The organism is Niallia taxi (genome assembly GCF_032818155.1).
Taxonomy (GTDB): Bacteria; Bacillota; Bacilli; order Bacillales; family Cytobacillaceae; genus Niallia; species Niallia taxi_A.
On sequence record NZ_CP102589.1, the window covers coordinates 3,699,198 to 3,725,261 of the forward strand.

General features: G+C 38.6%; 29 protein-coding genes and 1 riboswitch. Of the genes, 8 read left to right on the plus strand and 21 right to left on the minus strand.

Annotated elements, in window-relative coordinates; translation table 11 throughout:
- Positions 1-145: 145 nt before the first annotated feature.
- Positions 146-763: a TetR/AcrR family transcriptional regulator gene (locus NQZ71_RS18470; RefSeq protein ID WP_144455984.1), complete on the plus strand. Its 618-nt coding sequence runs from the start codon at positions 146-148 to the stop codon at positions 761-763.
- A gap of 36 nt (positions 764-799) precedes the next feature.
- Here the strand turns inward: NQZ71_RS18470 and fabL are convergent, their stop codons facing one another.
- On the minus strand, positions 800-1,543 hold the full coding sequence (gene fabL / locus NQZ71_RS18475) for an enoyl-[acyl-carrier-protein] reductase FabL (RefSeq protein WP_144455986.1): 744 nt from the start codon (positions 1,541-1,543) through the stop codon (positions 800-802).
- Positions 1,544-1,659: 116 nt separating this feature from the next.
- On the opposite strand from fabL, the gene NQZ71_RS18480 reads away from it, so the two are divergent.
- Positions 1,660-1,884 (plus strand): hypothetical protein, encoded by a 225-nt coding sequence (locus NQZ71_RS18480; protein WP_144455988.1) that lies wholly within the window; start codon positions 1,660-1,662, stop codon positions 1,882-1,884.
- A gap of 41 nt (positions 1,885-1,925) precedes the next feature.
- Here NQZ71_RS18480 and mutY read toward each other — a convergent pair whose 3' ends face one another.
- A complete protein-coding gene (gene mutY / locus NQZ71_RS18485) occupies positions 1,926-3,014 on the minus strand; it encodes an A/G-specific adenine glycosylase (RefSeq protein ID WP_260054083.1) in 1,089 nt (362 codons plus the stop codon).
- Between the two features lie 280 nt (positions 3,015-3,294).
- Here mutY and NQZ71_RS18490 point away from each other — a divergent pair, with 280 nt between their 5' ends.
- Positions 3,295-4,275 carry a metal-dependent hydrolase gene (locus tag NQZ71_RS18490; protein ID WP_317011114.1) on the plus strand — a complete coding sequence of 327 codons (981 nt, stop codon included), beginning with the start codon at positions 3,295-3,297 and terminating at the stop codon, positions 4,273-4,275.
- Between the two features lie 27 nt (positions 4,276-4,302).
- On the opposite strand, the gene NQZ71_RS18495 is transcribed toward NQZ71_RS18490, so the two are convergent.
- Positions 4,303-4,572: a YfhJ family protein gene (locus NQZ71_RS18495; RefSeq protein ID WP_144455994.1), complete on the minus strand. Its 270-nt coding sequence runs from the start codon at positions 4,570-4,572 to the stop codon at positions 4,303-4,305.
- Positions 4,573-4,699: 127 nt separating this feature from the next.
- On the opposite strand from NQZ71_RS18495, the gene NQZ71_RS18500 reads away from it, so the two are divergent.
- Entirely contained in the window at positions 4,700-4,852 is a 153-nt protein-coding gene (locus tag NQZ71_RS18500) for a small, acid-soluble spore protein K (protein WP_127741663.1), read from the plus strand.
- Positions 4,853-4,880: 28 nt separating this feature from the next.
- Here the strand turns inward: NQZ71_RS18500 and NQZ71_RS18505 are convergent, their stop codons facing one another.
- Together NQZ71_RS18505 and recX are read right to left on the minus strand one after the other, a co-directional pair.
- Complete coding sequence (locus NQZ71_RS18505) at positions 4,881-5,204, minus strand: YfhH family protein (RefSeq protein ID WP_144455996.1); 324 nt, start codon at positions 5,202-5,204, stop codon at positions 4,881-4,883.
- An 81-nt stretch (positions 5,205-5,285) separates the two neighbouring features.
- Entirely contained in the window at positions 5,286-6,092 is an 807-nt protein-coding gene (recX, locus tag NQZ71_RS18510; RefSeq protein WP_317011115.1) for a recombination regulator RecX, read from the minus strand.
- 115 nt (positions 6,093-6,207) lie between these two features.
- On the opposite strand from recX, the gene NQZ71_RS18515 reads away from it, so the two are divergent.
- Complete coding sequence (locus NQZ71_RS18515; protein ID WP_317011116.1) at positions 6,208-7,107, plus strand: TIGR01777 family oxidoreductase; 900 nt, start codon at positions 6,208-6,210, stop codon at positions 7,105-7,107.
- 60 nt (positions 7,108-7,167) lie between these two features.
- A complete protein-coding gene (locus NQZ71_RS18520) occupies positions 7,168-7,293 on the plus strand; it encodes a YfhE family protein (protein ID WP_127741671.1) in 126 nt (41 codons plus the stop codon).
- A gap of 270 nt (positions 7,294-7,563) precedes the next feature.
- On the opposite strand, the gene NQZ71_RS18525 is transcribed toward NQZ71_RS18520, so the two are convergent.
- Both NQZ71_RS18525 and NQZ71_RS18530 read right to left on the minus strand, forming a co-directional pair.
- On the minus strand, positions 7,564-7,746 hold the full coding sequence (locus NQZ71_RS18525) for a hypothetical protein (protein WP_144456002.1): 183 nt from the start codon (positions 7,744-7,746) through the stop codon (positions 7,564-7,566).
- 224 nt (positions 7,747-7,970) lie between these two features.
- Positions 7,971-9,041: an ATP-grasp domain-containing protein gene (locus NQZ71_RS18530; protein WP_144456004.1), complete on the minus strand. Its 1,071-nt coding sequence runs from the start codon at positions 9,039-9,041 to the stop codon at positions 7,971-7,973.
- A 229-nt stretch (positions 9,042-9,270) separates the two neighbouring features.
- Here NQZ71_RS18530 and NQZ71_RS18535 point away from each other — a divergent pair, with 229 nt between their 5' ends.
- Positions 9,271-10,329 carry a lactonase family protein gene (locus NQZ71_RS18535; RefSeq protein WP_144456005.1) on the plus strand — a complete coding sequence of 353 codons (1,059 nt, stop codon included), beginning with the start codon at positions 9,271-9,273 and terminating at the stop codon, positions 10,327-10,329.
- A gap of 301 nt (positions 10,330-10,630) precedes the next feature.
- On the opposite strand, the gene NQZ71_RS18540 is transcribed toward NQZ71_RS18535, so the two are convergent.
- From NQZ71_RS18540 to NQZ71_RS18575, 8 genes are all read right to left on the minus strand, one after another.
- Entirely contained in the window at positions 10,631-11,146 is a 516-nt protein-coding gene (locus NQZ71_RS18540; RefSeq protein WP_144456291.1) for an acyl-CoA thioesterase, read from the minus strand.
- Between the two features lie 78 nt (positions 11,147-11,224).
- Positions 11,225-12,766, minus strand: a complete 1,542-nt coding sequence (locus NQZ71_RS18545) for a sensor histidine kinase (protein WP_186304095.1) — start codon at positions 12,764-12,766, stop codon at positions 11,225-11,227.
- The gene (locus NQZ71_RS18550; RefSeq protein WP_144456009.1) at positions 12,705-13,394 is read right to left on the minus strand and encodes a response regulator transcription factor; all 690 of its coding nucleotides are present in this window, start codon (positions 13,392-13,394) and stop codon (positions 12,705-12,707) included. Before NQZ71_RS18550 ends, NQZ71_RS18545 begins: the two co-directional genes overlap by 62 nt.
- 120 nt (positions 13,395-13,514) lie before the next feature.
- Positions 13,515-14,693: an ABC transporter permease gene (locus NQZ71_RS18555; RefSeq protein WP_260054080.1), complete on the minus strand. Its 1,179-nt coding sequence runs from the start codon at positions 14,691-14,693 to the stop codon at positions 13,515-13,517.
- Entirely contained in the window at positions 14,690-15,391 is a 702-nt protein-coding gene (locus NQZ71_RS18560) for an ABC transporter ATP-binding protein (RefSeq protein ID WP_127741685.1), read from the minus strand. Before NQZ71_RS18560 ends, NQZ71_RS18555 begins: the two co-directional genes overlap by 4 nt.
- A complete protein-coding gene (locus tag NQZ71_RS18565) occupies positions 15,391-16,389 on the minus strand; it encodes an efflux RND transporter periplasmic adaptor subunit (RefSeq protein ID WP_186304096.1) in 999 nt (332 codons plus the stop codon). The genes NQZ71_RS18560 and NQZ71_RS18565 overlap by 1 nt, the downstream gene beginning before the upstream one ends.
- Before the next feature lie 224 nt (positions 16,390-16,613).
- A complete protein-coding gene (locus NQZ71_RS18570; RefSeq protein ID WP_317011117.1) occupies positions 16,614-17,867 on the minus strand; it encodes a M20/M25/M40 family metallo-hydrolase in 1,254 nt (417 codons plus the stop codon).
- A 181-nt stretch (positions 17,868-18,048) separates the two neighbouring features.
- Positions 18,049-18,882 (minus strand): SAM hydrolase/SAM-dependent halogenase family protein, encoded by an 834-nt coding sequence (locus tag NQZ71_RS18575; protein WP_317011765.1) that lies wholly within the window; start codon positions 18,880-18,882, stop codon positions 18,049-18,051.
- A gap of 201 nt (positions 18,883-19,083) precedes the next feature.
- Positions 19,084-19,128: riboswitch (PreQ1 riboswitch) on the plus strand.
- 10 nt (positions 19,129-19,138) lie between these two features.
- Here NQZ71_RS18575 and NQZ71_RS18580 point away from each other — a divergent pair.
- Positions 19,139-19,654, plus strand: a complete 516-nt coding sequence (locus tag NQZ71_RS18580; RefSeq protein ID WP_317011118.1) for a QueT transporter family protein — start codon at positions 19,139-19,141, stop codon at positions 19,652-19,654.
- Between the two features lie 147 nt (positions 19,655-19,801).
- Here the strand turns inward: NQZ71_RS18580 and NQZ71_RS18585 are convergent, their stop codons facing one another.
- The 6 genes from NQZ71_RS18585 to NQZ71_RS18610 all read right to left on the minus strand — a co-directional run bounded on the left by NQZ71_RS18585 (position 19,802) and on the right by NQZ71_RS18610 (position 26,007).
- Positions 19,802-20,158: a hypothetical protein gene (locus NQZ71_RS18585; protein ID WP_317011119.1), complete on the minus strand. Its 357-nt coding sequence runs from the start codon at positions 20,156-20,158 to the stop codon at positions 19,802-19,804.
- A gap of 25 nt (positions 20,159-20,183) precedes the next feature.
- Complete coding sequence (locus NQZ71_RS18590) at positions 20,184-21,290, minus strand: toxic anion resistance protein (RefSeq protein ID WP_317011120.1); 1,107 nt, start codon at positions 21,288-21,290, stop codon at positions 20,184-20,186.
- Positions 21,287-21,946 (minus strand): 5-bromo-4-chloroindolyl phosphate hydrolysis family protein, encoded by a 660-nt coding sequence (locus NQZ71_RS18595; RefSeq protein WP_260054076.1) that lies wholly within the window; start codon positions 21,944-21,946, stop codon positions 21,287-21,289. The genes NQZ71_RS18590 and NQZ71_RS18595 overlap by 4 nt, the downstream gene beginning before the upstream one ends.
- A gap of 264 nt (positions 21,947-22,210) precedes the next feature.
- Positions 22,211-23,449: an L-lactate MFS transporter gene (locus NQZ71_RS18600; protein WP_144456023.1), complete on the minus strand. Its 1,239-nt coding sequence runs from the start codon at positions 23,447-23,449 to the stop codon at positions 22,211-22,213.
- Between the two features lie 153 nt (positions 23,450-23,602).
- Positions 23,603-24,343, minus strand: coding sequence for a LytR/AlgR family response regulator transcription factor (locus tag NQZ71_RS18605; RefSeq protein WP_144456025.1), 741 nt, complete (start codon positions 24,341-24,343; stop codon positions 23,603-23,605).
- Entirely contained in the window at positions 24,340-26,007 is a 1,668-nt protein-coding gene (locus tag NQZ71_RS18610; protein WP_260054075.1) for a sensor histidine kinase, read from the minus strand. Before NQZ71_RS18610 ends, NQZ71_RS18605 begins: the two co-directional genes overlap by 4 nt.
- Between the last annotated feature and the right edge of the window lie 57 nt (positions 26,008-26,064).

Genomic DNA, 26,064 nt, shown 5'->3' on the forward strand with positions numbered 1-26,064 from the left:
GTAAAAAGTACTAGACTAGTGAATATGAAATAACAAATTAAATTTTACTCTTTTGTTCACAATTAACAATCATTAAGATATTATCATGTGACTATTAGTTAGACACTTACCATAAATATGTCTATTTTCAGGGAGGTTTTTTTTCATGGATCAGGAGCACCCAGCAACTGCTCGGCAAAATAGAACAAGAGAGCACTTAAAGCTAGCGTTAATAGAATTAATTAAAGACAAAGGCTATCATGCCGTCACCGTTAAAAATATTGTGGATCATGCTGCCTATAACCGCAGCACCTTTTATATTCACTATCCGGATAAAATAGAATTGGCAGAGGACCTGCTTGTTTCCATGCTCAAAGGGTTAGAGGAAGCAGTTGGTATTCCATACATGCATGGCCATAAATTCTATACAGCTAAGCTTAATACGCATTCTTTTAATATCGTTTCTTACATATATAAAAACCGTCATTTTTTTGAACTGATAAAGCATGAAGATACTTTACCTGGTTTGCATACAAGATTTCCGCAAACTATTTTGAAAATATATAAAGAACAATTTGATTTCGATACAATTAATCATATTCCTGTTAACATGGATTATTTTAAGCGTTATACGGCATATGGATTTTACGGACTTATTTTGAATTGGATTAGAGATGGCTTTAAGGAGACGCAGGAGGAATTCATTAAAGAAGTGATCGAGCTGACAAAAACACATATCTATTCTTTTGAGTTTATCGGTAACGACCATTCACATAAGCATTAAAAAAAGGACCTGCATTCGGTCCTTTGCATTTCTTTATCACACTAATAAAGAAATGCCTCCATCGACAATGATTGTTTGTCCTCTTATCATGCTTGCCTGATCGCTTACTAGGAACATGACTGAGTTAACCATATCCTCGATTTCAACAATTCTTCCTGCAGGCGTTCTTTCAGCAGAGTGACTTAACAGCTCTTCTCTGTTTGGGAATGATTTAAGTGCTTCTGTATCGATTGCTCCGCCTGATACAGCATTAACGACAATATTTTTTGGGGACAGCTCTACAGCCAAATAACGTGTCAAAGCTTCCATTGCCGCCTTGCTCACACCAACTGTCGTGTAATTTTCCAAATATCTGATGGAGCCTAATGAGCTGATGCTGACGATTTTTCCGCCGTCTGCCATTAGCTTCGCAGCCTCTTGTGCACAAAACAACAGTGCCTTGCTGTTAATATTCATCGTCCAGTCCCAATGTGATTCTTCAAGCTCCATAATTGGTCTCAGTACGCCTGATGCTGCATTATTAATAAATACATCCAGTCTGCCAAATTCATTTTTAATCTCGACAAACATAGCTTTAATCTTGTCCACATCGCCAACATTCGCTCTAACAATAAGAGCTTTTCGGCCAATTGCCCTAATTTCCTCTGCTGTTTCCTCTGCTGCCTTCTTACTTCTGGCATAATTTATAACAATATCATAACCTGATTCTGCAAGTCGTAATGCAGTTGCTTTGCCGATTCCTCTTGAACTGCCAGTAACTAGCGCTACTTTATTCCCCATTCTTTTTCCATCTCCTCCGTCATTGACTCGCTTCACATTTTACCTGTTCTATGCATAGTTCGCAATCAACATCAACACAATACTTATAGACAACTTAGTAAAGGAAGGTGCTTTATATGTATGTAGGCAGAGATATGACAGAGCTAGCAATGATAGATAAAGGTGAATGGAAAGACAGCGAGCTTGCTTATTTTCATCACTCCTTACAGCAAATGGCCCAGTACTTAAATGTAGAAGGTGTTTCCATCCATAATAAGATTATTGAGGAAATTGAAAATCGCGGCGGCTTACAACGAAATGAAGCAACTTGGACTAGTGGCACGGAGGTCAGCTACGACTAACTAAAAATGCCTGCTTCCATATACGGGAAACAGGCATTTTCTTATTCTGATTCGGGCATAAATTTAAGCATCTTTTGATGAGAAACAGGGAAAGGATACGGTTCAATTTCATGGGCATTAACTTTTCTTAATGTATCGGTTTCTTCTTCTAGCTTTACGAGTTTTCCCTTATAAACAGTTATCTGCCAAATTAGATGGGAGAATACATGCTCAATCCTTGTAATGCTTTCCTCTACTTCAATCGTCGCTCCGTACAAGCTTTGCAGTTCCTCTTTCAGCTGTTCTGCTTCACTTGTAATGGTCTGGACGATTTCTATGTTCGGAAATTCCCAAAGGTTGGCAAGCAGACCTTTATCAGATCTTTTATGAATAAGTGTTCTTCCATCTTCATCTGCTAAGATGATTGCTGCTATCTGTACAGTTTTTTGCTTTTTGTTTTTTGTCTTCACAGGCAATTCGCCTTGTGTGCCGTCCATGAATGCCTGACAATGCTCTCTCACTGGGCATAAAAGGCAAGACGGTGATGTTGGTGTACAAATCAGCGCGCCGAGCTCCATTAATGCTTGGTTGAAGTAAGAAGGATTTTCATGGGAGATTAACATCCTGACGGCATCCTCAAATGTTTTTCGTGTTTTGGGCTTGGCGATGTCTTCCCATATTGACAGAATTCTTGAGAGCACCCTCATTACATTTCCATCTACCGCCGGCTCTGGAACGCCATACGCAATACTAAGGATGGCGCCAGCAGTGTATGGGCCAACACCACGTAATGTTGCAATCTCTGCAGGAGTATTCGGAACTACACCAGCGTATTTTTCCCGGACTTCCTTTACAGCTGTATGTAAATTCCGGGCACGCGAATAATATCCAAGCCCCTCCCACGCCTTCAACACCTTTTCCTCCTCAGCATCTGACAATGCATCAATGGTTGGAAACAAGTCAACAAATCGGTTAAAGTATGGAATTACTGTATCTACCTTTGTTTGCTGTAGCATAATTTCTGATACCCAAACTTTATATGGATCCTTGTCCTTACGCCAAGGCAGGTCACGCTGTTCTGCTATGAACCAATTAAGTAAGTCATCTCTAAATTGCTGTATATCCAATTGGTTTTGTGCTTCTTCTTTCACTTTTACCCTCCACCATGTTAATATTTTTTGAAATGGGGAATAACATAAAATGTGTTCTTCTCTTTCACTTTGGGCTTTCATCAAAACAATCTCAATGATAAGGTATAGATATCGTCTTTCTTTCACAAAGTAAACAGAGATTATTTTTTTACTTAGATTCCAATCAATGTCTAATATCAAAGTGTATCTTTACTCATAAAAAAAATAAAGCTATTTTTTATAGAAATTATTAGGTAGTTAACCAATAATTGCTTATGCAAATCAAGGAGGTTTTTTATTCTTGGATACTGGGACACATGTAGTGATGGGATTAGCGCTAGGAGGCTTGGCTACTCTTGATCCAGCAGTTGCAGGAAGCCATGCAACAACTATAAGTGTGATGATTGCAACATTAGCCGGTTCTCAAGCTCCTGATGTCGACACCGTCTTAAAACTAAGAAATAACGCTGTATATATCCGAAATCACAGGGGCATCACACACTCAATTCCAGCTGTAGTCTTATGGCCGCTATTGATTGTTGCTGTTTTATATCCGTTTTTCCCTGATGCAAACTTATTGCATTTATGGATGTGGACATTTATTGCCGTATTCCTCCATGTTTTTGTCGACATATTTAACGCATATGGGACACAGGCATTAAGGCCCTTTTCCTCTAAATGGGTAGCACTTGGCTTCATCAATACATTCGACCCGATTATTTTCAGCTTGCACGTTGTCGGTCTGTTCGTTTGGGCATTCGGAGCACCACCAGGATATACTTTCCTTGTGCTGTATATTGTATTGGTTTTTTATTATATACTCCGTTATATTGCTCAAAGAAGGGTGAAGCATAAGGTAAGGGAAATAATTCCAGATGCGAATACGATTATTTTATCCCCGACAATGAGGTTCAGCCATTGGCGTGTTGCAGTTATGACAGATGAATACTTCTATGTTGGTAGAGCACATAACTACAAAATCGAAATTTATGATCAATTTAAGCGAATTGATCTCCCGGCAACACCAGTTTTGGAAGCAGCCAAAACGGACAGTAACCTGTCTGCTTTTCTTTCCTTCTCTCCCGTATATCGCTGGGAAGTAACAGAGCTTGAGGATCAGTACCAGGTTCGGTTTATCGATTTACGGTACCGCAGTGACGGTCATTATCCATTTGTCGCTGTCGTCCATCTTGATAAAGACTTAAATATTATGTCTTCCTATACTGGCTGGATATTCAGTGAAGAAAAGCTTCAGAAAAAATTAGATATATTGACAAACTAAAAAAATCCAGCTTTTGCTGGATTTTTTTTAATGGAAGCTTCGTTTATTTTCAGTAAGAAAATCTTTATATTTTGGATTTTCCGCAACAAATTCATGAAGCTTTGGTCCATAATTTTCAATCCACTGGCTGACAACCTTCTCTGTCATTTCCGCTCCTTTATATTCTCTACCTGCTTTCGCATACGTTGTTTCGAAATCTTCCCATAATAGCTCTATCCACGTCTGTGCCTGAATAACGTTGATACTTTCGTTAATCTCCAGCAGTCTGTCCACAAGCCTTTTTTGATAATCATACATTGTAATGACCTTCTTTCATTTAAATAACGCTAATAGTTTGCTTACCTGATACAAATACTAAAATGTGTGACAAAGAAATGCAGTGCATATCTGTCATACATGAACATACAAAGGAGGAATTTGCCCCATGGTTAAAGGCGTAGATAATATAAATGATAATAAATTTGAAGGTGAGCCAAGAGCAAAACCCGAGTATGCATCTAAAAGAGCAGATGGCACAATTAATACACATCCTCAGGAAAGAATGAACGCTTCATCACATAGACAAAAAAAACAGTAATGAAATCTGGCATAAGAACAGCCTGTTCTTATGCCTCTTGTTTTTTCAATAAAGAGATTGGAATTCCTTCTTCTGTATTTTGACCATTGTCTCGTATACCCCAAGCAAAAATGCCGTTCATATAATGAATATGGAATTTCACACCCGGATCTCCCTCTATTTCATACACTTCACCATTAATAAATTGATTTGGATCGAGTAAATATGCTTTTGCCATATGAATTTTCCGTTCCAATACAGCGAACTCATTAACCATACCGAGCTGCTCTGCTTTTTTGGCCTTATCATTTAATTGTGCAATTTCAATACGTAATTCGTGTTCGGACATCATGCTGTATCTTTTAGTTTGCATATACTTCCTCCTTAATCCCTGCTGCTATGGCTTTATTGTAAATGACGTCTAGGCTTTGAGCAAAAAAAATGTACTAAAGAATCAGTTCTCCATATCAAGCTCATCAAGATACCTTTCAATCAGTTCAATGGAAAAGCCCTTTCGGTATAAAAACTGCTTCATCTTTTGTCTGAATTCATAGCCAGAATAAGCGGCAAACTTTCGCTCTGCCTTTTGTCCATGAACACGTAATGCACTGAGTTCATCCTCTTCATCATTTCCTTCTAATGATAGCTTTACTTCCTTTATAACTGCAGAAGAGTATCCCTTCCTTGTCAAAGTCTGCTCCATCTTCTGTTTAGCCATTTTAAAGGAGTTATTTTTGTTGCTGCTTAACGCCTTTGCAGCTATTTTTTCCGCATTGGCAAGCTGTACATCAAAAGGTAGCTCCTCTAAAGCACTGCTTATCAAGTCATCGCCTAAGCCTTTTTCCCTTAATTCTCTTCTTATCACTGTAGGACCTTTATCTGATGTATTTCGCTGTGTTCTTACATAGGAAAAAGCGTAATCCTCATCATCTAAAAACTTCATATCGTACAGTTTCCGGATAACCTCTCCAATAACCGTTTCTTCTTCTATTTTTGTGCGCAGATATGCTCGTACCTCTTTTTCCGTTCTTTTCACTCTTGCCAAATAATTAACTGCTGTATGATAACCTTTACGAATTTCATCACTGTACTGTATTTCATTCAATAGAAGCTTATCAAGCTCCAGGCCTTTTCGCAGCTGATATTTAATAAGAACCGATTCATCCACACTAAATGCATATTCATCTTTACCTGCTATTTCGGAAAAGATATTGTAGCGGTCACTTAAATTCTTTTGTCTCGTTATTTTACTGATAATCAAATTAGTCATTCTCCTTTCATCATTACCGTAACATAGTTATTGATAGGACGTTAAACTGGGAAATGTTCTTATGTGAATATTATAATGAAAATAAAATATTTTGAGGAGGAAAACAATGAACTTCCTGATTGCAGGCGGAACTGGTTTAATCGGTAATACCCTTATAAAGAGTTTAACGCAAAAAGGGCATACCATCTATTGTTTAACGAGAAGCACAAATCGGGAAAACAGCGGACAAATTTTCTATATTAACTGGGAGCAAGCACTTGATAATTCCGCTACCGCCCTCCCTGATCCTATCCATGCTGTCATTAATCTTGCTGGTGAATCCTTAAACAGCGGTCGCTGGACAGCTTCTCGTAAACAAAGAATAGTGGAAAGCAGACTTGCTGCAACAGACAAGCTTATTTCCATTATTAAACAGCTTCCAGACAGACCAAAAGTTTGGTTAAATGCAAGTGCAATTGGAGTATACGGAACGTCCTTAACAAATAACTTTACAGAGGCATCGAATCTTGGAAATGACTTTCTTGCAGATACTGTTAAACAGTGGGAAGCACATGCCCAGCATGCAGAGCATCTAGGTATTAGAACCGTTTATTGCCGATTTGGCCTAGTCTTGTCTAAAGACGGCGGAGCATTCCCAACATTGCTTCTTCCATATAAATTATTTGTTGGAGGTAACCTGGGCAGTGGAAACCAATGGGCTTCTTGGATTCATATAGAGGATGTTGTTGGTGGAATGCAATTTATTATAGGAGACGATACAATTTCCGGTCCAGTCAATTTCACTGCGCCAGCACCTGTTAAAATGCACGTTTTAGGTAAAACAATAAGCAGGCATTTACATCGCCCTCATTGGCTGCCAGTCCCTTCCCCGCTCCTTAAACTAGTATTAGGAGAAATGAGCATCCTTGTGGCAGAGGGCCAGCATGTGCTTCCCACGGTTTTAACAAGGCAAGGCTATCCCTTTGCTTTTGCATCAATAGAATCTGCGATTTCAAGCTTTGACTAATGTATCTTTCTAAAAAAGATGGAAACAATATCAGTAACTTAACGTGAAAGGATGGTAACAATGGACAAGAAAAAAGCATTCAAAGGTAAACCAAAACTTTCTAGTATGCAAGAGGTTACATACCAGCATGAATTCAAAATGGCAGATAGAGCTGCAAGCAGAAAATCCGGACAAGAAAAACAGTGAACAATTTGAAAATTTAATCTTTGGGGATAACTTTCTATTTTGTAAGCATTTTCATTATTTTTGCTTACAATAAGGTTATTTATCCACAAATCCACTGGTATAACCACATAAAAACTGTGGATAATGTGCATAAACCTGTGGAATACTTCTATACCATAGTTTTAACATGTGTATAAATTCGTGTATAACTGAACTATTTTTCCACAATGTCTTAATAAGAAAATCCACCAGTTAGTTTTCTGGTGGATTTTTGTCATGCTTCTATACTATTTAAAATTCTCTGCCAGAGACTTGCCTGTCTTGCAGCATTCTCAATTTATCTTGATAATAGCAATATTTTTGGAAATACATGTTTCTATCTAAACCTAATACAGCTTTATTCGATTTTTGTGAATACTTGTTAATAAGCCTAGCATAATAGCGAATTTTTATAGATTGAATAATGGCATCCATTAATATTCCTCCAATTATAAACCGTTCTTTATAAAGAACCAATAAGTAAAAAAATAACGCTCTTTATAAATATATTCTTTATAAAGAACATTTACTGTTTGTTATTACGTATTATTGAATAAATAATACGATGATTTGTTCTTTATGTCAATACATTTTGTTTTTTATAACGAACTTTTTACACAAAAAAAATAACCCCTTTCTTTAAGGGGCATTTAATTTGCTTATAAATGGACAATTTTCGACGACTGAAAGACATTATCTTTTAAAACTATCTCTTTCTCTAAATAGCTTGATTTCACACCGAAGTGTGGGCGGAATTGTTTTATAGCTTTTTTACCTTGCAGTAGCAGCAGAATCGCTCTGTATGGCATATTAATACCTGCTAGGCAGCTGTAATGCAGTCCTCCAGACATTCTTGGGTTAATTTCTAATAGCTTTGGAATGCCATTCTGATATTTCACTTGTATATTATAAATAAACGGAATTTTTAGTGTGTCATTGATATCTTTAGCAAGCTTTAACAGAACAGGGTTGTCCTCTAGCTCCCTGAGCCTTCCTTTTCCCTTTTTTCTCGGAATGGCAGCCATAAGTTTGCCGTCATATGAAAGACAATCAATACTGTATTCATATCCTTCTAGATATTCAAGCACCATTAGTGGTGGAAAGACCGCTTGCTGCTTTAGAATCTCATATGCAGAATCAAAGGATATATTAGCATTAATTCCTTGATAGAAAAGCTCTTCAATTGAATCAGGCTGTTCTTGCACAAGTCTAAATCCGTTTCCCCCTTCACCAATTACAGGCTTAAAACATACTTTATGACCCTTTTTTCTTAAAGCTGTATATGCCTCTTTAAAACTTTCTGCATTGTTGACAATAATATAATCTGGTATATTTACAGCCGTCTTGAGGATGGAATGCTGCTGCATCAATTTATAAGTTGCCTCTTTGTCATCAAGCATTTCCATCAATGGCGCATCAGGACATACAAGGACCTTAACACCAAGTTGCTCGAATTTAAACAGGTTCTTTGCTATAAGCACATTCTCTTTTCTTGGAACAAATATATCTATGCGATGAATTTTGCAAAATCGCAGACAAAATTCAATATAATCCTCCCCAGCTATATCTGGTTCTATAAATGCTGCATCGCAATAGCTTAAATATGCGGCATGTTCATTATTTGAGGTTCCATACACCTCAAATTCCATCCCATCTGCATTATATTTAATCATGTCAATAAAGTGAGCAGCTGTTGTGAACCATTGATTAAACCATATTTTTTTCTTCATTTTCCTATCCTTTCCATAATACTGCATTGCTATTATCTCTCTCAAACTAACAGTATGCTCAAACTTTTTTTATTTATACACATATTCCAACAATGCCTTCTTGTTCAGGTGTTTTCATTCTGCTTACGTCCTGAATTTTCTTTCTATTTTTAATTTGAGAGTTCTTTTATTAGTGAGTGGGCTTACAATTTGCTATAATATATTTAAATCTTTTAAAGGAGTCCTGTTCATGACAAATTCAAAAAAGTTCATAGGTTATGTAGGTACATATACAAAGTCAACTAGTAAGGGAATCTATTCATTCGTTCTGGATACAGAGGAAAAGAAAATTACTAATGTCGAACTGGCAGCTGAATTGGAAAACCCGACATATGCAACAGTTTCTAAAGATAATAAATACTTATATGCTGTAGGTAAAGAAGGCTCACTTGGAGGAGTTGCAGCTTATACTGTTGACCCTGATACAGGCAAGCTTGAATTTATTAATAAGCAGTTCACTGAAGGCGCTTCCCCATGTCATGTTAGTGTAGATAACAACAAAAGCTACACACTTACTGGAAATTACCATAAAGGGACTGTTGAAGCGTATCCGTTAAATGCTGATGGAGCAGTTCAAGAATTAACTGCAAAGGTAGAACATACAGGTACAGGGCCAAATACTGCACGCCAAGAAAAACCTCATATGCACTTCACTGGTTTTACACCTGATGAGCGTTTTGTCGTTTCTGTCGATCTTGGAATCGATAAAGTAGAAACATACAAGCTTACAGATGGCAAGCTAGAAACAGTATGCAGCCTGTCTGTGAAGCCTGGAAGTGGTCCAAGACATATCGCATTCCACCCGAATGGCAAATTCGCTTATGTGATGACGGAATTAAGCAATGAAGTCATTACATTATCTTATAACAGCGAAACAGGCGAACTAAAAGACTTGCAATATATCTCTGCATTACCAATCGACTTTACTGAAAACAGCCAAGGCAGTGCTATTCACCTGTCATCTGATGGCAAATTTGTCTATGCAGGAAATCGCGGACATAATTCAATTGCTCTTTTCAGCGTCAACAGCGAAACTGGTACATTGACATTTATTGAACATACGTCAACAGAAGGAAATTGGCCTCGTGATTTCGTTCTTGATCCAACAGAGCAATTCGTTGTTGCATCTAACGAACAATCAGACACACTTACTCTTTTTGAAAGAGATGAAGCTACAGGTAAATTGACTTTGCTTCAATCAGAAATTCACGCTCCAGAACCAGTGTGTGTGAAATTCTTGAACTATTAATCAGTAAATAAGCACCTGATATCATATAAACCCCAGTCGACAATTAAATTCGACTGGGGTTTATTATTTTTTCACACTGATAATGGTATACTCCATAACTGCCTCGACTGCAAAGTAACCTTTTTCTTTAAATATTTAATCCTATTTATAAATCCAGAAAGTAGATTTCTCACTGGATTGCCTACCTTGTTTTTAACTTGTGCCGTCATATGAAAGTATCGATAAAAAAAACAGCCGACAAACTTATAAGAAAATAAGTTTGTCGGCAGACTGCCTAGATATTAACCGTCTTGTTTATTATTTAAATCCAAGGTGCATCTGTCTTAACAACCTTCGCAAAAGCCTTGCTGTGTTCTCTTCTGTCTTTTCTCACCTTTACTCGCTGTTCTGCTGTGTTAAAAAGCATATGCTCTTCCGCTGATTGAGGAATAATTTGTGGGATTTTTGTCGGTTTGCCTTCCTCATCAAGCGCTACAAATGTTAAAAATGATGTTGCGGCAAGCTTACGTTCACCAGTTTTTAAGTTTTCTGCTACTACTTTAACGAATACCTCCATTGAGGATCTGCCTGTATGTGTAACATATGACTCTAGACAAACTGAATCAGTCGGCCTTATAGGCATCAAAAAATCGACGGAATCTGTTGAAGCTGTAACGACATTGCTTCTTGAATGCCTTGATGCTGAAATTGAAGCTACATCATCAATATAGCTCATCAGCTTCCCCCCAAATAAAGAATTATGATTGTTTGTATCAATCGGGAAGATTCGGCTTGTTTTTACTACTAATGAGTCTTTGCAAAATTTCTCTGTTGGCATATTCAAAATGCTGCACTCCTTTTTATGCCTATTGTGACTGCTTCCGAAGATGATATTTAACGGCCAATAAAAAGTAGCCTATATGCTTTCTTCTTTGCATAATGGCAATTCCAATAAAAATATTGTAGTAGAACCGTCGGATTTTTGTAAAGATAAAAGTCCTCCAAGCGCTTTTGCCAAAAGCAGACTGTACGGCAAACCGAGTCCAAGCCCCCGCTCTACATCCTTTTTATTTTTCCCCCTATAGAAGCGTTCAAAAATATAATGCTGCTCTTCAATCGGAATTCCATAGCCATTATCCTCTACTATTATCAGGATATCATCATTATCGTATTTCAAGCTGACTGACAGTTTGCCGACAGCCTTGCCTTTGATAGCATGAAGACTATTATTGAGCAGGTTAACAATGATTTGCTGCAGACGAACACTGTCTGCGTTAGCATATACGGGCTTTTCCATACTATTATAGGTTATCTTCACATTTTTTAATGCATCTGCATGGACGATTTCCCATTGATAGATGATTTCTTTGACAGCAGCCTGAATGTTTATTTTTTCGAGATTCACTCTGATTGACCCTGCACTGAAGCTGTTGAAATCAAGCAAATCCTCAACCATACTTTGCAGTCTTTTTGCTTCCTTCAAGCTCATCGCCAAAAACTCTTTTTTCCTGCTGTCTGAAATGATATCATCATTCACAGCTTGAACAAGGGCACTAATGGAAGTAATCGGTGTTTTTAGTTCATGTGTGACTCCTGCAAGGAGCTGTGTACGCAGCCCTTCTAATGTTTGCAGCCTGTTCGTCATTTCATTAAAGGACAGCACAAGCTGATGCAACTCCTTCTCTTGCACATCCTCACTTAGACGAATATCATAGTTTCCATTCATTAAGTTTTGGGCTGCATTTGCTACTTCCTCCACCGGCTTTGCCAGCTTTTTCGACAAGGAATAGATGACAAGCCAGCCAAGAATTGCAAGACCTGTTAAAAGCAGCCCAAGCAGCTGGTACTCCTCTGTATTTATGCGAAGCTGATCATGGGGCTGGATAATATACACATTGCCCACTAATTTATCATCCTTCTCTATCGGAGCAATTACAACAGATGCCTTTCGTTTATCGCTAAGCGTTATCGTTTTAATCGTCAGCTCTTCGACTATATCCATAGCCTTTATTTGTTCAAGCTGACCAGAATTATTAGGTGTAGGTTCATTCATCAAATTTCCCTGTTTATTACCATTTGGGCCCATATCCTGCATTGGAGAAAGAAGATTCACCTCGTCTGAGTCGTCCTTTATATAAACACTCATCGGCTGATAAATGCTTTGTGAATCCTGTCTATCCTGCATAAAAGGGAACCTGATGTCTGTAATATTCTCCAGATCCTCATCAGATGCCCTGCCGGCAATCTCCTGGGCAACGAACTTTGTCAGCTCAAGCCTATTTTCTAAGGCATTATGTCTGATCCAAAGGATGGAAACAACACCAATAATGACAAGCCCAAGTAATAATGTGAATAAATATCTTTTTGTCCAATAGTATAGTAGCGGAGTTTTCTCCTTACTTTTTCTCTTGAATATAGAATTGATAGCCGAGTCCGCGTAATGTTTTAATTTCCCCATATTCTGCATCCCATCCATTCAAAGATTTCCTGATTCTTTTAATCGCCAAATCAACTGCTCTGTCACTGCCATCATAATCCCTGCCCCACACATGGTCGAGCAGCTGGTCTCTCGTAAAGGTCTGATTTGGATTTCCAGCTAAAAACAGCAACACCGATAAATCTCTCGGTGTAAACGGGACCTCAATGCCATTCAGGAATATTTGATGGGAAAGATTATTTATTTTTAAATTTCCGTAATAGGTCACATCTTCTTCTGCCTGGTACTGAGGCGATCTGCGCAGAACAGCCTGAACTCTTGCTATCACCTCTTCTGCAACGAATGGCTTAGTTATATAATCATCTGCGCCTGTGTCAAATCCTTTCAGCTTCTGATCTGTATCTGAAAGAGCAGTGAGCATGATAACAGGACAAGCACTTTTTTTACGAATATGTGCAAGCACTTCCCAGCCGTCCATATGTGGCATCATGACATCAAGCAGCACCAATGCTGGCACTGCTTCATCCAGCTTCTCCAACGCCTCTTGTCCATTGTATGCATAGCTGACAGCAAAGCCTTCCTTTTCAAGGTAGGCGCCAAGCACCATGCTTATTGCCAATTCATCTTCCACAATTAATATATGTTTCATTCTATTAAGTCCTTTTTTGTTTTTTACTCATTATACAAGAATCAAGTGCCAAAAAACTACCACTATAAAAGAGGACCAGGCTTTTACTAGTTACTGATAGTAAAAGCCTGATCCCATTTTTTATTGATATCTTAATGCCTCTAGCGGGCTTAAGTTTGATGCTTTGTTTGCAGGGAATATTCCGAAGATAATTCCGATTAATATGGAGAAGGATACAGAACCTCCGACAATCCACCAAGTGATTTGCATCGTCATATCTAGCATGCTTGACAGAACTTCAGCACTTCCAAGTCCAATTAATGCACCAAGGATGCCACCAAATGCACTTAATACAACTGCTTCAATCAAGAATTGGAGCATAATGTCTTTTTTCTTCGCACCAATTGCTTTTCTAATTCCGATTTCTCTTGTTCTCTCCGTTACAGAAACAAGCATGATATTCATGATACCAATTCCCCCAACAATCAAGGAAATGCTCGCAATACCTGCAAGAAGCAATGTCATCGTGTTGCTGACAGAATCAAGCGCATCAGATACAGAAGACTGATTACGGACAGAATAAGATGTTTCATCTCCGCCAAACTGGTTGTACAGATCCTGCTCCATCTTCGCCATTCCGATTTCAACAGCATCCTCAGAAGACATTTTTACTGTTGCAGATGTAACATATGTCTGCCCGATAAAACGCTGTGCCGTAGTGAAAGGAATCAATACTTGGTCATCGACAGACCCTGACAGCTCTTCACCTTGTTCCTCTAGCACACCAATTACTTTAAATGTTGTGCCATCGATTTTAATCGTCTGGTCAACAGCATTGGAGAATCCGAACAATTCTGTCGCAACATTTGAGCCTAACACAACTACTTTATTACGGTTATCAAGATCAATATCCATAATGTTACGACCTGTGCGGACTGTTATGTCATTAACATCTTCATAAGAAGTGTTAACACCTGCCACCGTAACCCCTTCACTTGATGTAGTGCCATTTTTCAATGTACTGCTAGTAGTAACAGTCGGTGAAACAGCCTCTACCTCTGACAAGTCTTCAAATGACATTAGTTCGTCATATGTGACAACTTCTTCATCACTCGAGTTTCCTGACAGTGAGATGGAAACCGTCGTGCTTCCTAGACTGGAAACCTCATCTGATACCGATTGAGAAGCACCCATACCTAAAGAGGTCAAGGCAATTACGGCGGCAACTCCAATAATGATACCGAGCATCGTCAAGATTGCTCTTAGCTTATTCATTGTTATATTTTTAAAAGATATTTTTATCGCTTGCCCTAATTTCAAGAAACTCCTACCTCCTTTTCCTCCCTAAGTCTTCCATCTTGAATACGAATAACTCGCTTTGCCTGCTTGGCAATTTCAAGATCATGGGTGATTAATATAATTGTATGGCCTTGTTTATTTAAATCCTTAATAAGCTTCATTACTTCAACCCCTGTTTTGCTGTCCAAAGCCCCTGTTGGTTCATCAGCAAGCAGGATTGGCGGGTTGCCAGCAAGAGCACGAGCAATTGCTACACGCTGCTGCTGACCTCCTGACAATTCAGTCGGCCTATGACCGGCACGCTCCAGCAAGCCTACCTTTTTTAAAGCTGTCAAGGCAATTTCTTTTCGTTCCTTACTGTTAAGCCCTCTGTATATTAGCGGCAGCTCTACATTTTCAAATGCAGATTGCTTTGTAAGCAAATTAAATGATTGGAAAATAAAACCGATTTTATGATTTCTCACATCTGCAAGCTGCTTGCTTTTTAATTGAAAGACATTTTGTCCATCAAGAAAGTATTCACCAGAGTCTGGCATATCCAAACAGCCGATCATATTCATCAAGGTCGATTTTCCTGACCCTGATGGACCGATGATGGCGATAAAGTCGCCTTTATTAATCGAGAAGCTCACATTATCCAGTGCCTTAACAGTCTCTCCGCCAAGTGTATATTCCTTATTTAAGTTCTTTATCTCAACAATTCTATTCTCTTCAATCATTAACGGTTCCCTCCTCCGCTGAATCCGCCTGATGGCATTCCGCTGCCGCTTGGCATTTGACCACCTGATGGCATTTGGCCGCCTCCTGGCATCATACCTTGACTGCTGTTGTCGCTGCTTGATTCAAATGTTGGAAGAACAACTGTTGTTCCTTCCTCTAGACCACTAGTAATTTCAGCCACATCTTCATTTTCCAAGCCAACTTCTACTGTTTGCTTCGTTGTTGCTGTTTCAGTTGATCCATCTTCACTTGTTGTAGATCCTGATGGAACCAATACATAGTACTCATCATCTTCTTTTTGAACAGCTTCAACAGGCACTGTTACTACATCTGATTTACTGCTTGTTGTGATTGTCGCTTCTGCTGTCATACCAACCAATAATCCAGAAGGCTTCTTCACTTTAACGGTTACTTCGTATTTAGCAACACTAGAACCTTCTGATGAAGCAGCTTCTTTCGCAACACTAGTCACTTCTCCAGTAAATTCTTTATCATCCAACGCACTTACTGTAATCGTTGCATCTTGTCCTTCCTTCACTTTAGAGATATCCAGTTCGTCTACATTAACAACCATTTCAAGATTATCGTAATCCGTTTCTGTCAGTACTTCTGTTCCCATCGAAACTGTATCGCCTTCTTCTACATTAAGGGCAGTAATTTCCCCAGAGAAGGAAGCTGTTATTGGGTCGATGCTATCATCTTCAAATGTGACGAGCTCATCTCCCTCTTCCACTTCATCTCCAACCGCTACATTGACTTCATCAACTGTTGCATTGCCAGTACTTGTCGCCGTTTCTTTATTAATAGCTGAAATGCTGCCAGTTCCGCTTACTTTAATTTCTACATCGCCAACCTCTGCTGCTGCAGTTTGTGTTGTTGCTTGTGCTGATACTTGCTGTGTTTCATTTTTATTGAAATAAAAGTAAGAACCAAATCCTCCGCCAATTACTACTACTATTGCTCCGCTAACGATCCATTTCTTTATGCTTTTCTTCATCCTTCTTCTCATCCTCTTTCTACAATTAGTTTATTTTTATATGCTAGACTTGCATTTTTTCTTAGCTCCAATAGGCTTGTGCCTCTTACAAGTAATAGAATATAAAAGTAATGTGTCAGGAATAAGTCGAGAAAAAAATTTTTTTAAGTTTGTCTAGAAAATATGTAAAAAGCTCTTTTTTCAACACAAAAAAGCGGAGAAACATAGCTTCTCCGCTTTTTTTATTATTTACTTGAAAGTAGGGGTGCTGTTACATCCTTTACTCCTACAAGCCCTAATATTGTTAAAAAGATATTTTGCGGGCCAAGATGTGCGTCAGTCGGATCAAAATATTCCTCTAATGTGTGGAAACCGCCGCTGTTACTGCCGCCCCCGCCTAATGTTACTGCAGGGATACCGAGGCTGATAGGTACATTTGAATCTGTGCTGAAGGCTGGTGAAAGTACTGGGTTTAAGCCAAGGGAAGCTGCTGCCGCAATGGTTGTCTCGACGATTTCACTTGTAGGGCTTTGTATCCCTGCCGGCCTGTCGCCAACTTGTTTAATGGTAACCTCAATGGAAGTTTTATCGCTTTTCCAGCGGTTATTTTCCTCTTCTGCTGCCTTCCGCAGAATATTTTTGACCTGCTCCTCAAGACGAATTAACTCTTCTGCAGAATTGGAGCGCATATCGAGCATCATGCTCGCCTCTTCCGCTATCGTATTTACAGAAGTACCTCCTGTTATTGTGCCTACATTAAATGTAGTTTTTGGTTCAAGGGGTGTCTGCAGATCTCCGATTTTGCTAATTGCCCTTCCAAGTGCATGAATTGGGCTCGGAATGCCAAAGTCACCAAAGCTATGTCCGCCTGAACCTTTGTATGTAATGTGAAAACGATGGCTTCCTGTTCCTAAATATGTAATTCGCTCTGGATGACCTGGTTCAATGGAGATAAAGCCGTCAATATCCTGCCTATCCTCGAACAAGCCCTTGACTCCTCTTAAGTCTCCAAGTCCTTCTTCACCTACTGTTGCACCAAAGATAATATCGCCACTTGTTTGGATGTTTGACTCATTGAACGCTCTCACTAAAGTCAATACAGATGCGAGCCCTCTGCCATCATCAGAAATTCCCGGCGCATATATTTTGCCATTTTCTCTTCTGACAATAATATCTGTACCATTCGGAAAAACGGTATCCAAGTGGGCACAGACAAAAATTCTCGGACCTTTGCCAGTTCCGTAGCGTGTCCCAAACACGTTGCCATGCCTGTCTGTTTGAATATCAGACAGCCCTAAAAGCTCAAGCTTTGACTTATAGACCCGCCCTCTTTCATCCTCCATAAAGACAGGCGCAGGGATTTTTGTAAGCTCAATCTGCTCCTCCAGTGTCGCATCAGCGTCCTCTAGTAAGTACTCAAGCCCTTTTTGAACGAGCGAATACTCAAGCAATTGCTCAAATACCCCACTTGTTTTTAGATCAGCAACATTATCTTTCAAAAGATACCCCTTCTTTCAATTATTTCGTCTTACAAAATAGTATATTTTTATTATATTCTAAATTTTCTATAAATACTATAAATTAAAATCTCTTTTTTTAAAAGAAAAAAACCAAACATAATAATGTCTGGTTCGACTGTAAAATAACTTCCAAATAGTGAAGTGTTTATAAACATTAATATCAGCTTTCTATTATCACACGCCAGCTATGTCCTGTTCCAAGATTATATTTCTTTGCCATGGACTGCTGATTGATGGCAATACTGAAATAATGGAGAGAATTTAAATAAGCAATTGGCTCACCAATGGCTGCATCAGCAAACGAGTGACCAAATAAAACCCGCTCTCTAAAAATTTCCTCTTCCCCTTCATAGATTACAATTTTCAATATATCGCCGTAACCTATTCCGCTTTGTTTCACTAGTGAAGAATGAATATTTGTCCAGATATTACCGAACCGGTTATCATGAATTTCGATAATCCCATTGAGCTTTCTGTTATCTGAACTCGCCTTTGTCACCGGCAATGTCACAAGTGCATGCTTATCTGTTAATGGACCTATGTCATTAAAGCTAATCTGTTCTGAAGCAAGTCTCGCACCAGTATATGCATAAATATCTCTGCCATGAAAAGTGTAAGATTCTCCGCTATTCGGAAGACGGTTCTTCCCTTCATCCAAAATACGAACCTCTTGTATTTTTTCTAGCATATGTGTAATCGTGCCATTGTCTGGGGTGATTATGTAGTGCCCCGCAGTTGTTTTGGCAACAATGCTTTTTCTGTCAGAACCGACACCTGGATCCACTACTGAAACAAATACAGACCCTGCCGGCCAATAAGCAACGGTTTGCAAAAGGCGGTATGAACCTTCCCATATATTAAAGGGAGGTATATCATGTGTCAGATCAAAAATACGCAAATCAGGCTGTACAGAATTGGCAACCCCATACATTGCCGAAACAGCTCCGTCACTTAACCCAAAATCAGATTGCAGAACTAATGCTTTCATGCTTATCATTCCTCTCAAAGCTGCAATATATGAATAATTGTTTCCCGTATTAATGTTTAGCAAGTATTTATCATTATATGTAGCTGGAAAAACATTATATGCATCATCCCAATTTTTCACTGCTGCACCATTATTTAAAGGATAAAAATATATTGACTCACACAGCCTTTTTACTGTAGCATTATTGTTTGGTTTCATACTATTTTGCATGACGTGGTTCGTAACCATCCCACGTAAAAAAACTAAGGGAGAGACAAAAAATATGAAAACTAAAACACTTGCAGTTAATGGTGTTATCGCAGCATTATATATTGTGGTCACTGTTGCCATTGCCCCATTCGGCTTTACGAATGTTCAATTTCGTTTATCCGAAATGTTCAACCATCTTGTAGTTTTTAACAAGAAATACATTTACGGTATTGTTGCAGGGGTATTTTTGGCTAATTTATTCTTTTCACCAATGGTTGCTTATGACCTTATATTCGGTGTAGGTCAGTCAATTATCAGCTTGCTCATTACAATCATCATTGGTCGTTATGTAAAAGACATTATTAAATGCATGATTATTAATACAATCGTGTTTACTTTTACAATGTTCATTATAGCGTTTGAGCTGAATTTAGCATTTGGTTTGCCATTCCTGTTCACATGGCTGACAACAGCGGCAGGCGAATTTGTTGTGCTAGCAATCGGCGTTCCAATCATCTATTTCATCAATAAGCGAGTTAACTTCGCTTCTCTAATAGAAGAATCAAACAGAACGTATTCGAAAGAATAATATAACAAAATCACCTTAATTAAATTAGGGTGATTTTTTCATATCATCTTGTGCAATATAAGCTGTTCTCCAATTTTACCGACAGCACGCAATCCTTTATCTATAAAGCCCGCCTTTTTGCACACATGCTGTGCTGCTACATTTTCTTTATTCACAGCAAGGATAAGGAAAATTCCCCTTTACAACAAGCGGAAGCTGCTCAAGCATTTTTCCGGCTACACCCCTGCCTTGAAAGCTTGATGCAATCGAATATGCACGCAGCAATATAGCCTTGCTATTTTTATGATACTCCAAAACTCCATTCCCTTTTTGCAAAACAAAAAAACCAGCAGGCTGCATTTCGGCTAATATAATGAATGGGTATCTGTTATGGTCTCTCCTGCATTGTTCAATTGCGTCAAGAGGCATTGCTGTTAAGTCCTCCTGTCCTGTCTTTAACTGATAATTTTCGAATAAATGGCGGTCATTACTAGTATATCGGACGATTTCAAGCACTGCTTCCACCTTTTTTATGCCCCCTGACTTTAGGTTATTTTTCCGGCTGTAGCACGGTTTTCAATTCCTGTTCAACTGTGAATAGTTCAGTTTCTGCCTTCTGTCTTGTATGATTTCCATCAACTTGAACAGCAATTGTCTCTTCAATTGCAGACAGCAGTTTTTTATGCGTATCCTTCAGCTCAGCAATTTCAAGCAATTGCTGCTGTGTCTCGCTTCCCTCTGCATGTTGCTTTAGCATTTCTGTATTTTTGTCGAGTATATTTCCTGTAGCATTGCGAATGCTTCTGTCCGTTTCCATTGCATGCTTCTGTCTCAATAATGTTAATGCAATCGACAGTTGATTTCTCCAAAGAGGTATAGCAGTCATAACAGAGGACTGAATCTTCTCAACGACAGTTTGGTTTGTATTCTGGATAAGCCTGATTTGAGGCGCTGTTTGGATCGTTATTTGTCTGCTGATTTTCAGGTCATATATCCTTTTTTCCAGCCTGTCTGCAAAGTCCTCCATATCTTCCGCTTCCTGCATTTTCATTTCATCCTGCATATCTATTGCAAGCTTCCTCATTTCAGGGAGTTTATGCTCTTTAACCTGTGCAAGTTTCGTTTCTGCTGCGTATATCAGAATATTTAGGTCATGAAAATATTGCTTATTGCTTTCATATAACTGCTCAAGTAAATGAATGTCAGATATTAACAGGTTTTTGCTTCTTGTTAGTCTTACACTTAGCCTGTCAATTTGTGCACTTGTTTTTTGATATTTCGAGAGAATTTCCTGGACTGAGCTTTGTGACCTTTTAAAGATACGAGCAAAGAAGCCTTGTTTTTTTACGGATAATTCATCTGGATTTATATCATCAAGCCGTGCCATCAAATCCTTCATGATGCTGCTCACTTCTCCAACATCCTTTTTTTGAACATGGTCAATCATCGTATGTGAAAAAGATAACAGCCGTTTTTGAGCATCATGCCCGAACCGAATGAGCGCATGATGACTCGACCATTCAAGCCCGTCAGATAGTGCTTTTGCCTTAGTAATCTCATCTTCTGACAAAACAGGAAAAAGGCGATGAGAATTCGCCTTTTCTTCAGACCTATTTTGTAGATTTTCGTTTAATTGAACGTCATCCCTTTCGGTCATTTTAACCTCCTGCTTTCATCAATTGGCTTATTGTCTAGTTTTTTCTGGTCGATAGTGTGACGCACGACATCCATTTCAAAATGCAGGTCATCAATATCATCTGAAAGAATTTCATGAAGATCCTCCTCCAGTGTGAGGGAAAGCTTCTCTAATGTATTTCTCGTTTCAGACAGCGTTTCCTGCAAATCATAGTTTTTCTTTGGCTGTGCAGACAGCAAAGCATATTTTTCCGCTATTTCGACCGCTGAATCCAAATGAGCATAATAAAACTTTTCCGCTTTATAGAATCTTTTCGGCTCTTGCTTCGTCAAACGATAGATTTTTTTCGTAACTCTTATAAAATCAATTCTTTTCTTTATTGATGGAAAATGGCGGATTTGGAACATAGCTTTGTTCAACCGCATTATTTTGCCGTTTGCTTCTTTTAGCTGCTTCTGAATGAATTTATATTCCTTCCTCGTCAAGGCATGCTTCTTCAAAAACCTGTGGGAAGCCACTCCATCTGTGATGAAATATGCTGCTGTTCCAGTAGCCACTGCATACACAACCGACATGAAAAAGTCCTGATTAAAGGCAAACATACATATAAACCAAGTAATAACTCCAGTTGGCAGGGAGACACCCGTTCGGATGAGAAATAGCAAAAATGAGTTCAATCTGATCGACTCCTGACTTTTCGTCCTTTATTATTTTTATACGAACTATTCGTGAAAAAGGTTTCAATTTATATTACTCTTATGCTTTTACAATAACGGATAAGCAATATTTTTTCCATAGACTTAAAAAGGAATCTCAACTAAGACTTAAGACTGAATTTAACAGAAATAATCAGTTACTTCTATTATATGCATATACGAAATTACAAATAAACATGCACAAAAAACCCGCTAAAGAAGATTCTTTAGCGGGTTTATGCTTTTTTACAAGCCAGTTCTTGTGTGTGGCTGCATATTAGGCAGCTTTTGGTTTGACTTTTGCTCTTTTTTCCCTTGGAATGGTGGTTTAATTGTTACGGCAATTACCAAGGAGATGATGCAAAGAATTGTTAAAATAATAAATGTTGGAATAAATCCTCCTAATACTGCTGCGATAAATGAACCTGCAAGTGCTCCTATACCAAAGCCTTGGTAAATGACACCATAGTTTTTACTTTGGTTCTTCAATCCGAAAAAGTCTGCGACGATTGTAGGGAAAACAGTGATGTTCCCGCCAAAACAGAAGGCTATCGTTGCAACACAGGCGAAGAAGATTGGGAAGTTCAATGGAATGAAGCTTAATGTTGCAACAGCAATGGCAGTTGCGAACAATGCGCCTGAAACAACTTTTAATCTGCCAACCTTATCAGACAATGCTCCAAGAACGATGCGGCCTGTTGTATTAAATATTGCGACTAAAGCGACTGCATTTGCTGCTGTTGCAGCATTAAGTCCTGCAAGGCTAACACCGATATCCTTAACGATACCAATTAAGTAAAGACCGCTCATACATGCTGTAAAGAAGATAACGAATAATAGATATGCTTGCTTTGTTTTCAGCATTTCCTTTACTGTATAATCCTTTTGGGCTCCATTTGCTGTAGTTGCACTTGATGCGACCTTCGCTTCTTTCAAAAGGAATGAACCGCCGACTACCATAATCAGCACGATGATTCCCCAGAATAAGAAGGTAGAAGTTACCCCAAATGAACTAATGAAATATCCGTTAATATATTTGAATAAAAGACTGCCTGTACCATATGCTCCTACTGAAATACCTGAAATAAGACCTTTTTTCTCTGGAAACCATTTAATTAAGTTTGATAATGTCGTAATGTAAGCTGTACCGTCTGCAAAGCCGACTACCACTCCGGCAAGAACATAAAGCATTCCAAGTGATGATGCTTGAGAGCTCAGCATCAATCCTGCGCCAAGCAATACACCTGAAGCTGCGACTAAGCGGCGAATCCCCCATTTATCTTGAAGCTTACCTGCAAACAATGTAGCAAATGCCAATGCGAAGCTAGTGATGGAGAAGGTTATTGCTACAGAGCTTAAATTCCAGCCAAATGCATCAACAAGCGGCTGATTGAACAAGCTCCATGTATAAATTGTGCCAAGACCCATTTGAACAATGATTGTACCGATTACTATTAATAGCCGGTTTTCTGTGCGGTTTTTCATCTGAAATCTCCTCTTTCCTTGTTTCGGTTTCTTCCTATATCAAACTCTTAACTTGAAAGTTTAAGCGTTTTCTTTATAGGAGGATTATACCTCCGAATCAGATCATAAAATCGTTTTCAGAATGAATTGCACATAATTCGGAATGAATAGCATTTATAGTTGCATAATTTGTCGGAATTCCTTTACTTTACTTCTGCTTACAGGAACCTCTCCTTTAATATCCCTTAATCTTAAAATATAAGTATGGTTGAACCAAGGAACAATCTCATGGATTTTTGTTAGATTTACCGTATATGAACGATGACATTTGAAGAAAGTATCCTCTGGTAGCTTTGCATGAAACTCGGATATACTCATCGGCATCATGTATTCGTCCGTTTTCGTATAAACGATTGTCACCTTTTCACTTGCAGACGCGTAATAAATATCATTAACGTCTGTTACAATGATATTTTCATTTTTACGAAGGTTGATTCTCCTGCTCGTTCCTTGCTCTATTGCAGGCTCTTTTTCTCCTTCATCACTACGGTCCTTCTTAAAGGCAGCTTCGAGCTTTTTCAGCATCGCTGCAATTCGCTTTTCATCATACGGCTTTAAAATATAATCAAATGCTTCTAGTTCAAATGCTTGGGCTGCATGCTCCTTATAGGCAGTGGTGAAAATAATAAACGGTTTCTTGGCAAATTTGCTAATATTGCCTGCCAAGAGCATACCATCTAGGGAAGGGATATTAATATCAAGAAAGATTGCATCCACTTCCTCCTCCTGTAAAAATTTAAATACATCCAGCCCATCCTCAAATGTCTCGACAATTTCAATTCCACTATGTGTTTCGATCAAATATTCCAGTTCTTCCTTTGCTGGAATTTCATCTTCTACTATTATCGCTCTCATCGCTTCTCCTTCGTAATGTCAAAATATACTTTTGTGCCTGGATTTAATCTTTCGATGACAAGTCCTGTTCCATAAATCAGCTTCACTCTTTCATGGACATTTGCCAAACCGATATGTCTTGATGACATTTCGCCACGATATAGCTGATCGATGATTTCTTCCTTAATGCCCTCCCCTGTATCCTCAACACTAACCCTTATACTGCTACCAAGATCCTTGACAGAAATAGTGATTAGACCAGGAGCTTTTCTTTTTAAAATGCCATGAACAACTGCATTTTCAACTAATGGCTGGATGAGAAGACTTGGAACCTTAATTTGAACATCGTCAATATCATATTCAACTTGAAGCTTGCTTCCAAATCTCGCCTTTTCGATATCAATATAATCATGTACCTGCTGTAATGCTAGATGGATATCAATTAATTCATCCTCGACCTCCAGGTTATAGCGCATATATCCTGATAAGCTAATTATTAATTCTCTGGCTTTTTCCGGATTCCGTCTTGTTGTTGAAGCAATGGCATTTAATGCATTGAAAAGGAAATGAGGATTGATTTTTGTTTGCAATGCCTTCAATTCAGCTTTATTGGCAGCCTCTTTAATTTGTTCAACTCTAGAAACCTCCATTAATGTCGAGATGATTTGAGCAAGTCCAATCGCCATCGTTTGAAGCGTATGTGTAATAGTATATGCCTTACGGTAGTAAATCTTTAATGTCCCTGTCACAACTCCTCTTTCCTCTAAAGGAATAATGAGCAAACAATGAATTTGCGGTGTATGATGGTCTGCAATATTATTGCGTATTGTTATCTTGCCGCTTTTTATCGTTTCCTTTGTTAAACCACTGATAATTTCGCGGCCGTTCTTGTACTTTTCTTCGCCAAAGCCAACATATGCAAGGACATCCCTTGTATCTGTGATAGCAACAGCATCTGCTTTAATTTCCTTTTGAATTATCCTGCAAATCTTGTGGAGTGATTCGCTGTTGATAGACCTGAAGTAAGGCAGAGTTTTGTTGGCGATTCCTAATGCCAGCTGTGCCTGCTTTGCAGCAATTCTTTCCTTTTCACCTTCGACACTTGCAATCATTAACACGATAAAGCCAATACTTACTTGTCCTAATATCATCGGTAACGCAATTTGGGAAACAATGTCTAAACCTAAAGAGAAGGGTTCTGCCATAACAAGTATCAGTACCATTGTCAGCACTTCACAAATCATTCCGGCAGCTATTCCGTAAATCCACCTGTTTTGTTTCTTTACACGAAAATAAATAATGCCTGAAACGATACCTGCCAATATACTCGTAATTAAACAAGGTATGGACGTGACTCCTCCTATATCAATTAGGTATCGATGAACCCCTGAAACGATTCCTGTAATGATGCCAACCCAAGGACCAAACAAAATACCTCCGGACATAACCGCAATGATACGGATATTAACAATGGAGCCTTCCACCTCAATACCGGAATAGGTACCAAACAATGCAAAGGCACAAAATATAATTGTTATGAGTGTCAATTCTGTTGGAGAATGATTTTCCTTTTGAAGAGTCTCCTTAAATTTTGGCACCCTTGATAAAAAAAACAAGGAAATAAGCAGCAATGCTGCTCTTTCAATTAATTGAATGAGCATTTGAATTTCCATTGAAGCGTACATCTACAATCCCCCTCTAGTTGCTATTATGCTATGTATGTATATCTTCTACTATATATT

What these genes read in the sequence shown, in the direction of transcription:
- NQZ71_RS18470 (WP_144455984.1), top strand. Translation starts at nt 146, where the DNA reads ATGGATCAGGAGCACCCAGCAACTGCTCGGCAAAATAGAACAAGAGAG.
- fabL (WP_144455986.1), bottom strand. Translation starts at nt 1,543, where the DNA reads ATGGGGAATAAAGTAGCGCTAGTTACTGGCAGTTCAAGAGGAATCGGC.
- NQZ71_RS18480 (WP_144455988.1), top strand. Translation starts at nt 1,660, where the DNA reads ATGTATGTAGGCAGAGATATGACAGAGCTAGCAATGATAGATAAAGGT.
- NQZ71_RS18495 (WP_144455994.1), bottom strand. Translation starts at nt 4,572, where the DNA reads ATGTATGATTATCAAAAAAGGCTTGTGGACAGACTGCTGGAGATTAAC.
- NQZ71_RS18500 (WP_127741663.1), top strand. Translation starts at nt 4,700, where the DNA reads ATGGTTAAAGGCGTAGATAATATAAATGATAATAAATTTGAAGGTGAG.
- NQZ71_RS18505 (WP_144455996.1), bottom strand. Translation starts at nt 5,204, where the DNA reads ATGCAAACTAAAAGATACAGCATGATGTCCGAACACGAATTACGTATT.
- NQZ71_RS18515 (WP_317011116.1), top strand. Translation starts at nt 6,208, where the DNA reads ATGAACTTCCTGATTGCAGGCGGAACTGGTTTAATCGGTAATACCCTT.
- NQZ71_RS18520 (WP_127741671.1), top strand. Translation starts at nt 7,168, where the DNA reads ATGGACAAGAAAAAAGCATTCAAAGGTAAACCAAAACTTTCTAGTATG.
- NQZ71_RS18525 (WP_144456002.1), bottom strand. Translation starts at nt 7,746, where the DNA reads ATGGATGCCATTATTCAATCTATAAAAATTCGCTATTATGCTAGGCTT.
- NQZ71_RS18530 (WP_144456004.1), bottom strand. Translation starts at nt 9,041, where the DNA reads ATGAAGAAAAAAATATGGTTTAATCAATGGTTCACAACAGCTGCTCAC.
- NQZ71_RS18535 (WP_144456005.1), top strand. Translation starts at nt 9,271, where the DNA reads ATGACAAATTCAAAAAAGTTCATAGGTTATGTAGGTACATATACAAAG.
- NQZ71_RS18540 (WP_144456291.1), bottom strand. Translation starts at nt 11,146, where the DNA reads ATGCCAACAGAGAAATTTTGCAAAGACTCATTAGTAGTAAAAACAAGC.
- NQZ71_RS18545 (WP_186304095.1), bottom strand. Translation starts at nt 12,766, where the DNA reads ATGGGGAAATTAAAACATTACGCGGACTCGGCTATCAATTCTATATTC.
- NQZ71_RS18550 (WP_144456009.1), bottom strand. Translation starts at nt 13,394, where the DNA reads ATGAAACATATATTAATTGTGGAAGATGAATTGGCAATAAGCATGGTG.
- NQZ71_RS18560 (WP_127741685.1), bottom strand. Translation starts at nt 15,391, where the DNA reads ATGATTGAAGAGAATAGAATTGTTGAGATAAAGAACTTAAATAAGGAA.
- NQZ71_RS18565 (WP_186304096.1), bottom strand. Translation starts at nt 16,389, where the DNA reads ATGAAGAAAAGCATAAAGAAATGGATCGTTAGCGGAGCAATAGTAGTA.
- NQZ71_RS18580 (WP_317011118.1), top strand. Translation starts at nt 19,139, where the DNA reads ATGAAAACTAAAACACTTGCAGTTAATGGTGTTATCGCAGCATTATAT.
- NQZ71_RS18590 (WP_317011120.1), bottom strand. Translation starts at nt 21,290, where the DNA reads ATGACCGAAAGGGATGACGTTCAATTAAACGAAAATCTACAAAATAGG.
- NQZ71_RS18600 (WP_144456023.1), bottom strand. Translation starts at nt 23,449, where the DNA reads ATGAAAAACCGCACAGAAAACCGGCTATTAATAGTAATCGGTACAATC.
- NQZ71_RS18605 (WP_144456025.1), bottom strand. Translation starts at nt 24,343, where the DNA reads ATGAGAGCGATAATAGTAGAAGATGAAATTCCAGCAAAGGAAGAACTG.
- NQZ71_RS18610 (WP_260054075.1), bottom strand. Translation starts at nt 26,007, where the DNA reads ATGTACGCTTCAATGGAAATTCAAATGCTCATTCAATTAATTGAAAGA.